Annotated in this window: 15 protein-coding genes; 8 read left to right on the top strand and 7 right to left on the bottom strand. The window is 37.7% G+C overall.

Annotation, left to right across the window (positions count from 1 at the left end; all coding sequences use genetic code 11):
* The 3 genes from adcAII to EII37_RS01910 all read right to left on the bottom strand — a co-directional run.
* A partial coding sequence (gene adcAII, locus EII37_RS01920; RefSeq protein ID WP_124787408.1) for a zinc-binding lipoprotein AdcAII occupies positions 1-859 on the bottom strand: 859 nt, incomplete at its 3' end.
* A 142-nt stretch (positions 860-1,001) separates the two neighbouring features.
* Positions 1,002-2,735 (bottom strand): phosphoenolpyruvate--protein phosphotransferase, encoded by a 1,734-nt coding sequence (ptsP, locus tag EII37_RS01915; RefSeq protein WP_004241506.1) that lies wholly within the window; start codon positions 2,733-2,735, stop codon positions 1,002-1,004.
* Between the two features lie 5 nt (positions 2,736-2,740).
* Entirely contained in the window at positions 2,741-3,004 is a 264-nt protein-coding gene (locus EII37_RS01910; protein WP_000146947.1) for a phosphocarrier protein HPr, read from the bottom strand.
* Between the two features lie 349 nt (positions 3,005-3,353).
* Here EII37_RS01910 and nrdH point away from each other — a divergent pair, with 349 nt between their 5' ends.
* From nrdH to EII37_RS01885, 5 genes are all read left to right on the top strand, one after another.
* Positions 3,354-3,572, top strand: a complete 219-nt coding sequence (gene nrdH, locus EII37_RS01905) for a glutaredoxin-like protein NrdH (RefSeq protein WP_000259240.1) — start codon at positions 3,354-3,356, stop codon at positions 3,570-3,572.
* Between the two features lie 80 nt (positions 3,573-3,652).
* Complete coding sequence (gene nrdE, locus EII37_RS01900; RefSeq protein ID WP_124787407.1) at positions 3,653-5,812, top strand: class 1b ribonucleoside-diphosphate reductase subunit alpha; 2,160 nt, start codon at positions 3,653-3,655, stop codon at positions 5,810-5,812.
* Positions 5,812-6,585, top strand: coding sequence for a hypothetical protein (locus EII37_RS01895; RefSeq protein ID WP_000403421.1), 774 nt, complete (start codon positions 5,812-5,814; stop codon positions 6,583-6,585). Before nrdE ends, EII37_RS01895 begins: the two co-directional genes overlap by 1 nt.
* A 46-nt stretch (positions 6,586-6,631) precedes the next feature.
* Positions 6,632-7,594, top strand: coding sequence for a class 1b ribonucleoside-diphosphate reductase subunit beta (nrdF, locus tag EII37_RS01890; protein ID WP_000451384.1), 963 nt, complete (start codon positions 6,632-6,634; stop codon positions 7,592-7,594).
* Positions 7,595-7,736: 142 nt separating this feature from the next.
* On the top strand, positions 7,737-8,504 hold the full coding sequence (locus EII37_RS01885) for a DeoR/GlpR family DNA-binding transcription regulator (protein ID WP_000917575.1): 768 nt from the start codon (positions 7,737-7,739) through the stop codon (positions 8,502-8,504).
* 63 nt (positions 8,505-8,567) lie between these two features.
* On the opposite strand, the gene EII37_RS11305 is transcribed toward EII37_RS01885, so the two are convergent.
* Genes EII37_RS11305 through EII37_RS01870 form a run of 3 tightly spaced genes read right to left on the bottom strand, consistent with a single transcriptional unit; the run spans position 8,568 to position 9,895 of the window.
* Entirely contained in the window at positions 8,568-8,849 is a 282-nt protein-coding gene (locus EII37_RS11305) for a hypothetical protein (protein ID WP_260424845.1), read from the bottom strand.
* Positions 8,798-8,977, bottom strand: a complete 180-nt coding sequence (locus tag EII37_RS11300) for a hypothetical protein (protein WP_124787406.1) — start codon at positions 8,975-8,977, stop codon at positions 8,798-8,800. Before EII37_RS11300 ends, EII37_RS11305 begins: the two co-directional genes overlap by 52 nt.
* Before the next feature lie 3 nt (positions 8,978-8,980).
* Positions 8,981-9,895: a DMT family transporter gene (locus tag EII37_RS01870; protein ID WP_124787405.1), complete on the bottom strand. Its 915-nt coding sequence runs from the start codon at positions 9,893-9,895 to the stop codon at positions 8,981-8,983.
* Between the two features lie 194 nt (positions 9,896-10,089).
* Between EII37_RS01870 and EII37_RS01865 the strand changes: the two genes are divergently transcribed.
* The 3 genes from EII37_RS01865 to lacB all read left to right on the top strand — a co-directional run bounded on the left by EII37_RS01865 (position 10,090) and on the right by lacB (position 11,677).
* Positions 10,090-10,566, top strand: a complete 477-nt coding sequence (locus EII37_RS01865) for an Rrf2 family transcriptional regulator (protein WP_124787413.1) — start codon at positions 10,090-10,092, stop codon at positions 10,564-10,566.
* A 152-nt stretch (positions 10,567-10,718) separates the two neighbouring features.
* Complete coding sequence (gene lacA, locus EII37_RS01860; protein WP_033680183.1) at positions 10,719-11,147, top strand: galactose-6-phosphate isomerase subunit LacA; 429 nt, start codon at positions 10,719-10,721, stop codon at positions 11,145-11,147.
* An 11-nt stretch (positions 11,148-11,158) separates the two neighbouring features.
* Positions 11,159-11,677 carry a galactose-6-phosphate isomerase subunit LacB gene (lacB, locus tag EII37_RS01855; protein ID WP_124787404.1) on the top strand — a complete coding sequence of 173 codons (519 nt, stop codon included), beginning with the start codon at positions 11,159-11,161 and terminating at the stop codon, positions 11,675-11,677.
* 127 nt (positions 11,678-11,804) lie between these two features.
* Here the strand turns inward: lacB and lacD are convergent, their stop codons facing one another.
* The gene (gene lacD, locus EII37_RS01850; protein ID WP_001229114.1) at positions 11,805-12,785 is read right to left on the bottom strand and encodes a tagatose-bisphosphate aldolase; all 981 of its coding nucleotides are present in this window, start codon (positions 12,783-12,785) and stop codon (positions 11,805-11,807) included.

Here is a 12,785-nt window from a genome sequence, read left to right as displayed (position 1 = left end):
TGTCATTTTGTGGGTCTGCCTCTAAAGGATTCAGAGTTTTTAGACCCACACCTGTTGATTTGACAAGAGTTTCAGCTACTTTCGAAGAAGCATTACTTTCTGTAAAAATTGTTTTAACCTTATAGGTTTTAACAAATTCCTGAATTTCTGTTAGTTGTCTTGGACTTGGTTCTTGTTCTGGAGAGATACCTGCAATACCAAGTTGATTGAGTCCAAATCGCTTAGCTAGATAAGAAAAGGCTGTATGCTGTGTTACAAAAGTTTTCTGAGTCGCTTTTTCAAATTTAGGCTGGAATTTCTTTGTCAATTCTTGAGCTTTTTTGATAAAGGCTTGCGCATTTTTCTGATAAGTTTCTTTATGCTCACTATCTACCTCTGAAAGTTTATCAGCGATAATCTGAGCTTCTTCGCCAGCTTTTTCAGGATCTAGCCATGTGTGAGGATCATAGAGCGTTTTTTCATCAACTCCATCACCTGCTTCCACATCTTCTAGACCAGGGACTCGGTCCAAGGTCATTCCTTCTGAAGCCTCTAAAACCTTAACTTTAGATTTTTTAAGATTGGGATCCAGACTTCCTGCCCAAGATTCGAGCGTATGCGAATGGTAAACAAAGACATCTGCATCATAGATGGCTGCGATATCATTTGCTGAAGGTTCAAAGGAGTGAATTCCGCTACTTGACTGAATCATTCGAACATCATTCAAGTCACCAGATACTTCCTTGACCATGGCATAGATAGGATAAAAACTGGTCACAATTTTCATCCCTTTACCTGACTGGCTTTCCTTCTGCCCACAAGCAGCTAAACACAAAAGAAAGACACTTAACAACACTAAAAACAAATTTTGTTTCTTCATAAAAACTCCTTAACTAGTTATTTAACTAGTTAATATTCTACTCCAATTTTTTTTATTGTCAAGCATTTTATGAACTAGTTAATAGATTTTCTGATTTTAAACTATAAAAAAACCTTGCAACTAGGTTACAAGGTTAATGACATTAATCAAAGTTAACGTATTCTTTTTGAAGTTCAAGGACTTCTTCCATTGTTGAACACTCTGTAAGGGCACGGTTAGCGTACTCTTCCATCTTAGCAGTATCCAATTTCTTCATCAAGCTACGTGTACGAAGTACAGATGTTGCTGACATAGAGAACTCATCCAAGCCCATTCCGACAAGAAGTGGAACAGCTTTTTGGTCACCAGCCATCTCACCACACATACCAGCCCATTTACCTTCAGCGTGAGCTGCCTTGATAACGTTGTTGATCAAGCGAAGGATTGATGGGTTATATGGTTGGTAAAGGTATGAAACTTGCTCGTTCATACGGTCTGCTGCCATTGAGTATTGGATCAAGTCGTTTGTTCCAATTGACATGAAGTCTACTTCTTTTGCAAATTGGTCTGCAAGCATTGCTGCTGCAGGGATTTCAATCATGATACCAACTTGGATGTCATCCGCAACTGCAACACCTTCAGCAAGAAGGTTTGCTTTTTCTTCTTCATAAACTGCTTTGGCTGCACGGAATTCTTTCAAAAGGGCAACCATTGGGAACATGATACGCAATTGACCATGAACAGAAGCACGAAGAAGGGCACGGATTTGTGTACGGAACATTGCATCTCCAGTTTCAGAAATAGAGATACGAAGGGCACGGAATCCAAGGAATGGGTTCATTTCATGTGGCATATCAAAGTAAGGAAGTTCCTTATCTCCACCGATATCCATTGTACGAACAACCACAGGCTTACCATTCATTCCCTCAAGAACAGCTTTGTATGCTTCATACTGCTCGTCTTCTGTTGGGAAATCTTGAGAATCCATGTACAAGAACTCTGTACGGTAAAGTCCAACAGCTTCTGCACCGTTGTTGTTAACACCTTCAACGTCTTTTGGAGTACCGATGTTAGCAGCCAACTCGAAGTGTTTACCGTCAGCAGTCACTGTTTGAGCATCTTTCAAAAGTGCCCACTCAGCTTTTTGTTTAGCATAAGCTTCACCAGCTGCTTTAAATTCTGCCGCTTGTTCATCTGTTGGGTTGATAATCACTTCACCAGTAATTCCGTTAACGGCAAGGATATCACCGTCTTTCACCACTTCAGTGATGTTATTTGTTCCCAATACAGCTGCAATTTCAAGTGTACGTGCCATGATAGCTGAGTGACTTGTACGTCCACCGATGTTTGTTACAAAAGCTTTTACAAAGTTTTTGTCCAATTGAGCTGTATCAGATGGTGTCAAGTCATGTGCAATCACGATTACTTCTTCGTTAATAGAAGCTGGGTTTGGCAATTTTTTACCAAGAAGGTTTGCCAATACACGTTTTGTCACGTCGCGGATATCCGCTGCACGTTCTTGCATGTATGGGTTGTCTTCCATGCCTTCAAAGATAGTGATGAACATGTCAGTCACTTCTTTAAGACCTGCTTCAGCATTGACTTTCTTAGCACGGATTGTTTCTTTAATCTGACCAATCAATTCTGGGTCAGCAAGAACCATCAAATGAGCGTCAAAAACTTGTGCCGCTTCTTCACCTAGCGTACCTACAGCTTTCTCACGGATAAGTGAAAGCTCGTTTTGAGAAGCTTCAAGAGCAACATCTAAACGAGCCTCTTCTGCGTTTGTATCTTCGACTGAAACAGTCTCGAATGACAAATCCGGTTGAACGAGTAGATATGCTTTTGCAACTGCAACACCGTCAGATGCTGCGATTCCTTTAAGCATTTCTGTCATTTTCCTTATGCCAATCCTTCTTTTTCCATTGTTTCTGAGATTGCAGCGATAGCATCATCTGCATCTGCACCTTCAGCTGAGATAGTTACGTCAGCACCTTGGCCAACACCAAGACTCATAACACCCATGATTGATTTAAGGTTAACTGATTTACCTTTGTACTCAAGAGTGATATCTGAAGCAAATTTGCTAGCAGTTTGTACCAACAATGTTGCTGGACGTGCGTGAATACCTGTTTCTGCCACTACGTGGAAATCTTTAGAAGCCATAGTTTGACTCTCCTTTTGTTCTTTCTTTTTTGAGTTATATGTGATAACCCTTACAATTTGGTATTATATCATCTTCTAGGATTTTTTTCAAGCATTTTATGGGATTTATTCGATTTCCTTTCAGATAACTTGCTGAAAATCTTCTATCTTATGTAACAAAACACAGGATATAGTTTTTCAAAAAACAAATTATAGGATAATTATCACTATTTTAGAAAACAAACACTACATATTGTGTTTTGTTAGGTTATGTAGAAAAAAAGACCACTATATTTAGTTTTAAATCATTGACAAAAATTTATTTTCTGATATACTAGGATAGAATTAAATTTTAAAGAGGAGTTACACAATGGTAACCGTTTATTCTAAAAACAACTGTGTTCAATGTAAGATGACCAAGCGTTTCTTGGACAGTAATAATGTCGCTTATCGTGAAATCAATCTTGATGAGCAACCTGAGTACATCGATCAGGTTAAAGAGCTCGGTTTCAGCGCAGCTCCTGTTATCCAAACACCAACTGAAGTCTTTTCAGGTTTCCAACCAGGAAAACTAAAACAATTAGCATAATCTTAGTACATCATCCAGAAGAAACTGCTTCTAGGGCTAACTTAGAAGCCTTTCTTTTGTAATTAGATAAGGGAAATTTTATGGGATTAAAACATCTTGAGGACGTGACTTACTTCCGTCTTAATAACGAAATCAACCGTCCTGTTAATGGACAAATCATGCTTCATAAAGATAAAGAAGCCTTGGATGCTTTCTTTAAAGAAAATGTAGTTCCAAACACTATGGTTTTTGATTCAATCAAGAATAAAATCAACTACCTCATTGAACACAACTACATCGAAACAGCCTTTATCAAGAAATACCGTCCAGAGTTCTTGGAAGAATTGTCACAATTTATCAAAGACCAAAACTTCCAATTCAAGTCGTTCATGGCTGCTTATAAATTTTACAATCAGTACGCCTTGAAGACTAATGATGGGGAATATTATCTTGAAAGCATGGAAGACCGTGTCTTCTTTAACGCCCTTTATTTCGCTGATGGGAATGAAGCTGTTGCAATCGATATTGCAAATGAAATCATCCACCAACGCTACCAACCAGCTACTCCTTCCTTCTTGAATGCTGGACGTGCTCGTCGTGGAGAATTGGTATCTTGCTTCTTGATCCAAGTCACTGATGATATGAACTCTATCGGACGTTCTATCAACTCAGCTCTTCAACTTTCACGTATTGGTGGTGGTGTGGGAATTACTCTCAGCAACCTTCGTGAAGCTGGTGCACCTATCAAAGGATATGAAGGAGCAGCTTCTGGTGTCGTTCCTGTTATGAAACTTTTCGAAGATAGCTTCTCTTACTCTAACCAATTGGGTCAACGTCAAGGCGCTGGTGTTGTTTACCTCAATGTCTTTCACCCAGATATCATCGCCTTTCTTTCAACTAAGAAAGAAAATGCCGATGAAAAAGTTCGTGTTAAGACCCTTTCACTTGGTGTTGTGGTGCCCGATAAATTCTACGAATTGGCACGTAAAAATGAAGAAATGTACCTCTTCAGCCCTTACTCTGTAGAGCTTGAATACGGTGTGCCATTCAACTATATCGACATCACTGAGAAATACGATGAACTAGTCGCAAATCCAAATATCCGTAAGACAAAAATCAAGGCGCGTGATTTGGAAACTGAAATCTCTAAATTACAGCAAGAGTCTGGCTACCCTTATGTAGTCAACATTGATACGGCTAACCGTGCAAATCCTGTTGATGGAAAAATCATCATGAGTAACTTGTGTTCTGAGATTCTTCAAGTCCAAGAACCAAGCTTGATCAACGATGCTCAAGAATACCTTCAAATGGGGACGGACGTTTCATGTAACCTTGGTTCAACCAATGTGGTTAACATGATGACTTCACCTGATTTTGGTCGTTCTATCCGTGCTATGGTTCGTGCCTTAACTTTCGTTACAGATAGTTCACACATCGTAGCTGTTCCTACCATCGACCACGGAAATAGCCAAGCTCATACCTTTGGTCTTGGTGCCATGGGACTTCACAGCTACCTTGCCCAACAATTGATTGAATATGGATCGCCTGAGTCTGTTGAATTTACAAGCATCTACTTCATGCTCATGAACTACTGGACCTTGGTAGAATCAAACAATATCGCGCGTGAACGTGGTATCACCTTCCACAACTTTGAAAAATCAGACTATGCTAACGGAAGCTACTTCGACAAGTATGTGACTGGCGAGTTTGTTCCAAAATCAGAACGTGTTAAAGAACTCTTCAAAGATGTCTTTATCCCAAGTGCTGCTGACTGGGCTGAACTTCGAGACAAGGTTCAAGCAGATGGACTTTACCACCAAAACCGTCTAGCTGTTGCTCCAAATGGTTCGATCAGTTACATCAATGACGTTTCTGCTTCTATCCACCCGATTACGCAACGTATCGAAGAGCGTCAAGAAAAGAAAATCGGTAAAATCTACTATCCTGCTGCTGGCTTGTCAACAGAAACCATTCCTTACTACACTTCTGCTTACGACATGGATATGCGTAAGGTGATTGATGTCTATGCAGCTGCAACTGAGCACGTGGACCAAGGACTTTCACTCACTCTCTTCATGCGTAGTGACATTCCAAAAGGACTTTACGAATGGAAGAAAGAAAACAAACAAACGACACGTGACTTGTCAATCCTTCGTAACTATGCCTTTAACAAGGGTATCAAGTCTATCTACTACGTCCGTACCTTTACAGACGACGGTGGGGAGGTTGGTGCTAACCAATGTGAAAGCTGTGTGATTTAATGGAAATAAAGAAGAAAATAATTCACTCTTTTTCATTACTGGCATTAGCAATTCTTGGATATTCATTTGGTTTTTTGTCAATATTAAGTCTGAATTTTGATTCCAAATCAACTGTGTTCATAGCTTTCGCGTCATTCGTTCTCCTTCTAATTAATACTGATATATATAAACTGATTTTAAACTATAAAAATGTTGAAATTTTTGATGAACTTAATATGAATAAGTACATCAATACTTTAAAAGGGGGCTATTTATACTCTACTTTTTATGGTTCGATTATCAAGTCTGTAAACGAAATAAATCTTTTTTATACAAATCTAAGTTGCGATAATATTAAAACACATCCAATATTATTTATCCTAACTGTTTTACTGCCATTCATAGCGCCATTTATATTAATATTTATTATCAAAAGAATAAATTATTTAATAATGTCAAAAGAACATAAAATCCGAATGTTTATTATGACATTACTAATAGGAAGTCGTATTGAATTACGTAATATTGTTGTAAAAGAATATTATCATTCTATACTAAAAAATGCTGAACTGGAATTAAAGAAAAAGCTAAACATAGATTCAATCCATCTAGCTCCTGTTTCCAATCAGGATATTAGTATTTATTCAATTAACAAAGATTCATATATCTTGACTGTTCAAACAAAATATATAGATACTGCAGAGGAAGAGTCGCTAACTATTGAATCCCTTTTATTAAAAATTCAAATAGATTTTAAAAATAATATGATAAATCATGTTAAATTTTTTAACTAATAAATGACCACCATTCTTTACTATCAATTTAAGAAAGAGATTTCAAATGGAAACTTACTACAAAGCCATTAACTGGAATGCCATCGAAGATGTCATCGACAAATCAACTTGGGAAAAACTGACGGAGCAATTCTGGCTTGATACACGTATTCCCTTATCAAATGACTTGGATGACTGGAGAAAACTATCAAATGTAGAAAAAGACTTGGTTGGAAAAGTCTTTGGTGGTTTAACCCTTCTCGACACTATGCAATCTGAAACTGGGGTTCAAGCCCTTCGCGCAGACATCCGTACACCACATGAGGAAGCTGTTTTCAATAACATCCAATTTATGGAATCTGTCCACGCTAAATCTTACTCATCAATCTTTTCTACCTTGAATACTAAGGCTGAGATTGAAGAAATTTTCGAATGGACCAATACCAATCCTTACCTACAAAAGAAGGCTGAGATTGTCAACGAAATCTACCTAAACGGTAGCCCACTTGAAAAGAAAGTTGCCAGCGTCTTCCTCGAAACCTTCCTCTTCTACTCTGGTTTCTTCACTCCCCTCTACTATCTCGGTAACAACAAACTAGCCAACGTTGCGGAAATCATTAAATTGATCATTCGTGATGAGTCTGTTCACGGAACTTACATTGGTTACAAATTCCAACTTGGTTTCAATGAATTACCTGAAGATGAGCAAGAAAAACTCAAAGAATGGATGTACGATCTGCTCTATACTCTTTACGAGAATGAAGAAGGTTATACAGAGAGCCTCTATGACGGTGTTGGTTGGACGGAAGAAGTCAAAACCTTCCTTCGCTACAATGCTAACAAGGCACTCATGAACCTGGGACAAGATCCACTTTTCCCAGACTCAGCAGATGATGTCAATCCAATCGTCATGAACGGTATTTCAACAGGAACATCTAACCACGACTTCTTCTCTCAAGTCGGAAATGGTTACCTTCTTGGCGAAGTTGAAGCCATGCAAGACGATGACTACAACTACGGTTTGGACTAATTCACTTATCCCAGAACTGATAACAAATATCATGGTTTGTTTAAAACAACCATGATGTTTTTGTTTTTGTTTTCTTTTGTTTTTTAAATTGATTGATTGAATACTTTATGATAAAATAGTAATAGAAATAGAGGTGATAACGATGTTAAAGCAGGAAAAACTAGATAATATTCTAGAAACGGTAAATACAAAGGGAACTATTACTGTAAAAGAAATCATGACTCGCTTGGATGTATCAGATATGACTGCTAGACGCTACTTACAAGAGTTAGCAGACAAGGATTTACTTGTTCGAGTGCACGGTGGTGCTGAAAAAATTCGCACAGGTTCCATTTTAAATAATGAACGTTCCAATATTGAAAAACAAAGCTTACAGATTGCAGAAAAACAAGAAATTAGTCGTTTTGCAGGCCATTTGATTGATGAAGGGGAAACAATTTTTATTGGGCCAGGGACAACCTTGGAATCTTTTGCCCGTGAACTTCCAATTGATAATATTCGTGTTGTAACAAACAGTTTACCAGTCTTTCTCATCTTAAACGAACGAAAACTAACAGATTTGATTTTAATCGGTGGCAACTATCGCTCTATCACTGGAGCCTTTGTGGGAACACTAACCTTGCAAAACTTGGCCAATCTCCAATTTTCTAAAGCCTTCGTTAGCTGTAATGGTATTCAGGACAATGCGATTGCGACCTTTAGTGAAGAGGAAGGTGAATCCCAACGCATCGCCCTCAATAATTCCAATAAAAAATACTTACTAGCTGACAATAGTAAGTTCAATAAATTTGATTTTTATACCTTCTACAATATCTCTGATATTGATACCATCGTTTCAGACTCTAAACTGAGCAAAGAAACGTTTGAACAACTTTCGAAACAAACAAAAATTATTCTCTCTAAACCATAAAACTATCCCCACCGATTGGTGGGGATTTTTGTCAACAATTTAATCAATAATCTGACTTTTCCGCTACTTTCTTGTACCAGTGAGCTGATTTCTCAGAAAATAATAGCTAATAATTAAATCGCTGGCTTCTAACCTGGCTTCCTCCACGGAGCTTGTTATAAATTCAAGCTCAGGAAATTTTGATTGTGCCACCTGATTCATTTCTTGAATTTCTTCTACCCTGATAAAACGAACTTCTTTTTTAGACTTATGACGCTGGTATAATTTACCAATCAGATTACCCGTTGCAGAGCCTAGCTCATAACATAAGGAATGGTCACGAATAAAAAATCGCTTAGATGACAAACAAGGTCATGTCCTTCATCATATAAAGGAATGGATTGTCTAACATGCTCATCAAAATGTTGAGCTACACCATTACCAAAACTCCATTGTGTTCCATTTTGAATAACAATTTCATTTCCAACTTCCATAGACTACTCCTCTTCTCCCTTGACTTTCCAGTTTACTAATACCAATGCTAACACAACCATCGAACCCCCAAGAACCAAATTCAATGTAAACGGCTCATGTAAGCCTATAATAGAAAAGAGAGTTGAAAATACTGGAACTAAAAACAAGAAACTGCTAGCTACTGTTGCTCCCCTTTGTCCTAGACTATAAAACCACAGTCCAAACGAACCAACAGACGCAGGAATAATTAACCATATAAACCAAACCCAGCCCCAAAATCCTAAATTTAGAAAGTTATAACTTTCATGCACAGGTATTGAGAATAAGTAAAGGAATACCCCACCTAATAACAGTTGCCAAGCTGTAAATATCCATGGCCCATTATCAAAAGGAATTTTCTTAGTGACAACTGTATTGACTGACCAACAAAATGAACCAAGTAAAGCAAACAAAGCACCTAAACTAAACGCAGATACATCTAGTCCAATACAAGTAACAACTCCAGCCACACCTAATATTAAGGCACTTATCTTCTGAATAGTCAATGTATCTTTTAACAAAAAATGTGCTAAGAAAGCTAACCAAAGAGGATTCGTAAATAAGATAATGGAAGACATCGATGACGACACATCATGAGCTAGGGCAAGATTAAGAAATCCCATGGTTCCAGCTGTCTGTAAGAGCCCGATAGTCACAACCAATATAAACCCCTTTATCTTGCTACCTTGACTTTTAGGGATGATAGTCTCTCCCTTGCCAAATAAAAACGATAATACCAACATCACTAACCCAGCAATAATAAATCGAACACCCCCAAGTAATAATGGAGGAGTCTTTTCAACTACTATGAGATATTTCCCAGTTGGAAAAGACGACCCCATAAAAAGTGTGGTAAGTAATATAGAAATCAAAAAAATAAAATTTGAACCTCGTTTCATTTATTTCCCTTCTTTCAAAAGATATTGATGATATTTTTTGTCTTTTATTCTACTCTTTTAAAAATGAATGTCAAGAGATTTATCAAAAAATTCCAAGATTATTTTTTTAAACTCCTATGTATTGAGAAAAAAACAAAAAAAGACTATACTGGTAATTGTGGATAATGATTATCTTTTTATATGGAGGTACAAACATGCGATTGTCATCAGGTTGGGAACAGTCAGTCTATGTCTTACTCATGTTAGATCAGCTCCCTGAAGGAAAATATATCAATACAATTTCCTTGAGTGAACGGCTAGAAGTTTCAGATTCTTATTTGAAAAAAATTATAAAACTATTAGACAACGAAGGATTGGTTAAATCCGTTAGAGGGAAAAATGGAGGCGTTGCTCTTTCTAAACCCCTCAGCCAAATCACCTTTTACGATGTATTTGTAGCTATAGAAGGAAAAAATCGAATCTTTGAAAGTCAAAATCTTCTAAAAAAATTCTTAGGCAACGAGGAAAGTAAAAAGGCTAAAAGATGCGTCGTAACCAACTCTCTTGATATTATTGAAAATACTTTAGTTGCAACCCTGACTTCTATTACACTCAGCCAAGTAGCCCATCAATCTGAGATTAACTATGATTTAACCGATATCAGAAATTGGATCAATAAATGCCAAAACTAGCTGAAGAAAAAATTCTTCAACTAGTTTTTATAAATCCTTGACAAATCATTTTACAAGGACTATACTATATTTGAAGATATAATATATCTTCTATATCGTCAACAATGGTATTTCATTGCATGCTTTTGGATAGCTAAAGAAAGAAGGTTCTTATGAAAGTTATTTTAGCTACTGACCAAGATGGTTTCCAACTGAAAGAAACCGTCAAACACTATCTGCTTCATTCTGGTTATGAAGTAATTGACCTCAACTCTACACAAGGTTCTGCGGATTTCGTTGATTCTACTGTCAATGCTATTACAGAGTTTAGAAAATATAAGCAAGCTCGTGCTATTCTTTTTGACAAGTTTGGACATTCTTTTATGCCTGCTAATAAGTTTAAAGGTATTATCTGCGCCGCTGTTTCCGATGAACACTCTGCCATGATGACTATTCGACACAATTCTACTCCAATCATTACAATTGGTTCTGGAATTACAGGTGATATTTTAGCAGTTGAAATAGTCAAAGCCTTTCTTGAGCACAACTATGATTCTGGTCGTCACCAAGTTCGCATTGATATGCTGAACAAGCTCTGCTAGGAGGTATTCCCATGAAAATTGCTCTCGGCTGTGATCACATTGTAACAGATGTGAAGATGAAGATTTCAAAACACCTAAAAGAACAAGGTCATGAAATCATTGATGTTGGTACTTATGATTTCGTCCGTACTCACTATCCTATTTATGGTCGCTTAATTGCAGAGGAGGTCGTCAATGGACGGGCTGACTTTGGAGTCGCCCTTTGCGGTACAGGTGTTGGAATTGCTGTATCTGCTGATAAAGTTCCTGGAACTCGAGTTGTACTTGTCGGAGATATTGCGACTGCTCGTTCCGCTCGTGAAAATCTCAATGCTAATATTGTTGCTTTCGGTGGTGCTATCCTAGGTATCAATTTCATTAATAACATTGTAGATGAATTTATCAATACCAAGTACAAACCAAGTCCTGAAAAAGAGGAATTGATTGCGAAAATTGATAAACTATCTGAAGTGAGCCCAGATGTAGCTGCCAATGATCATATCTTCGATGAAGAGAATGCCAAGTGGAATCGTGGAGAATATCACGATTAACTTGCATTCCCTCTGATATATTTTATCTAACCTTGAGGATAACTAACTCAAGGTTGTTTTTATTTCATCAAAAAAAGTCTAGAGATATTTCTATCCCTAGACTGAAGTTTTTTTCGCAATCTGAGTGCTACACGCGTTCTTTCCATGAAGTCGCTGTTGTTTGAAGAACTTTGTTGAGTTCGTCAATGTTTTCAAAACCAGTTGTGCGAAGCCATTCGCGAGCTGCTGCTTCACCATCTTTGATGTAAGCTTCAACTGATCCAGCCCATGTAGCACGGCCACAAAGAACTCCGTTAAAGTTTGCACCTGATTCATGAGCAAATACAAGAGTATCTTGGAAGAGTTTAGCTGATACACCAGCACTCAAGTAGATGTATGGCAAGTTAGTTGCTTCATCTTGAGCTTTGAAGAAGGCTGCTGCTTCTTCACGTGTATAAACTACTTCACCTTCAGCGAAGCCTTCAACATATTTAATGTTAACAGGAACTTCTACTTTCAATACATCAATGTTAAAGCGTGGGTCTGAGAAGACTTTCATAGCACCGATAACTTTGTGTGGTTTTACTTTAGCATATTCTACAGAACCTGCATCCGCAATTTTTTCATCGTAAGCAAGAATTTCAAGGAAGAATGGGATATCTTCAGCCACACACTCAGAACCGATGCGTTCGATATAAGCTTGTTTTTCTTGGTTAAGTTCGTCTGAGCTATCTACGTCATAGTAAAGCAAGAATTTAACTGCATCTGCACCTTCTTCTTTAATACGTTTTGCAGACCAAACATCCAAGCAGTCTGGCAAGCGTTTTGTGCTTGTTGTGTCGTAACCTGTTTTTTCATAAGCAAGGAGAAGACCAGCTTTTTCATCAAGAGCTTTAGTTGCTGGAAGTCCATACTCAGGGTCAAGAAGCATTGATGAAGCGTATTTAGTCAATTCATCTGCTACCAAAACTTTAAGTTCTTCCATTTGAGCCACTGTTGGTTCTTCTGTTTGGTGTTGAGCCATTAGGCGTTTCAAAGCACCACGTTGGTCAAATGCAAGAGCTGAGATGATACCATTTTCATCAGAAAGTTTTTCTAAGCGTGCACGTTTTTGTTCTGTTAAAGCCAT

The sequence above is a fragment of the Streptococcus sp. OH4692_COT-348 genome (genome assembly GCF_003859975.1).
Classification (GTDB): Bacteria; Bacillota; Bacilli; order Lactobacillales; family Streptococcaceae; genus Streptococcus.
This window is presented reverse-complemented; position numbering and strand designations above follow the sequence as displayed.

Excerpts from the sequence above, each read along its gene's own strand:
- ptsP (WP_004241506.1), bottom strand. The coding sequence starts at position 2,735 with ATGACAGAAATGCTTAAAGGAATCGCAGCATCTGACGGTGTTGCAGTT.
- EII37_RS01910 (WP_000146947.1), bottom strand. The coding sequence starts at position 3,004 with ATGGCTTCTAAAGATTTCCACGTAGTGGCAGAAACAGGTATTCACGCA.
- nrdH (WP_000259240.1), top strand. The coding sequence starts at position 3,354 with ATGGTAACCGTTTATTCTAAAAACAACTGTGTTCAATGTAAGATGACC.
- nrdE (WP_124787407.1), top strand. The coding sequence starts at position 3,653 with ATGGGATTAAAACATCTTGAGGACGTGACTTACTTCCGTCTTAATAAC.
- EII37_RS01895 (WP_000403421.1), top strand. The coding sequence starts at position 5,812 with ATGGAAATAAAGAAGAAAATAATTCACTCTTTTTCATTACTGGCATTA.
- nrdF (WP_000451384.1), top strand. The coding sequence starts at position 6,632 with ATGGAAACTTACTACAAAGCCATTAACTGGAATGCCATCGAAGATGTC.
- EII37_RS01885 (WP_000917575.1), top strand. The coding sequence starts at position 7,737 with ATGTTAAAGCAGGAAAAACTAGATAATATTCTAGAAACGGTAAATACA.
- EII37_RS11300 (WP_124787406.1), bottom strand. The coding sequence starts at position 8,977 with ATGGAAGTTGGAAATGAAATTGTTATTCAAAATGGAACACAATGGAGT.
- EII37_RS01870 (WP_124787405.1), bottom strand. The coding sequence starts at position 9,895 with ATGAAACGAGGTTCAAATTTTATTTTTTTGATTTCTATATTACTTACC.
- EII37_RS01865 (WP_124787413.1), top strand. The coding sequence starts at position 10,090 with ATGCGATTGTCATCAGGTTGGGAACAGTCAGTCTATGTCTTACTCATG.
- lacA (WP_033680183.1), top strand. The coding sequence starts at position 10,719 with ATGAAAGTTATTTTAGCTACTGACCAAGATGGTTTCCAACTGAAAGAA.
- lacB (WP_124787404.1), top strand. The coding sequence starts at position 11,159 with ATGAAAATTGCTCTCGGCTGTGATCACATTGTAACAGATGTGAAGATG.
- lacD (WP_001229114.1), bottom strand. The coding sequence starts at position 12,785 with ATGGCTTTAACAGAACAAAAACGTGCACGCTTAGAAAAACTTTCTGAT.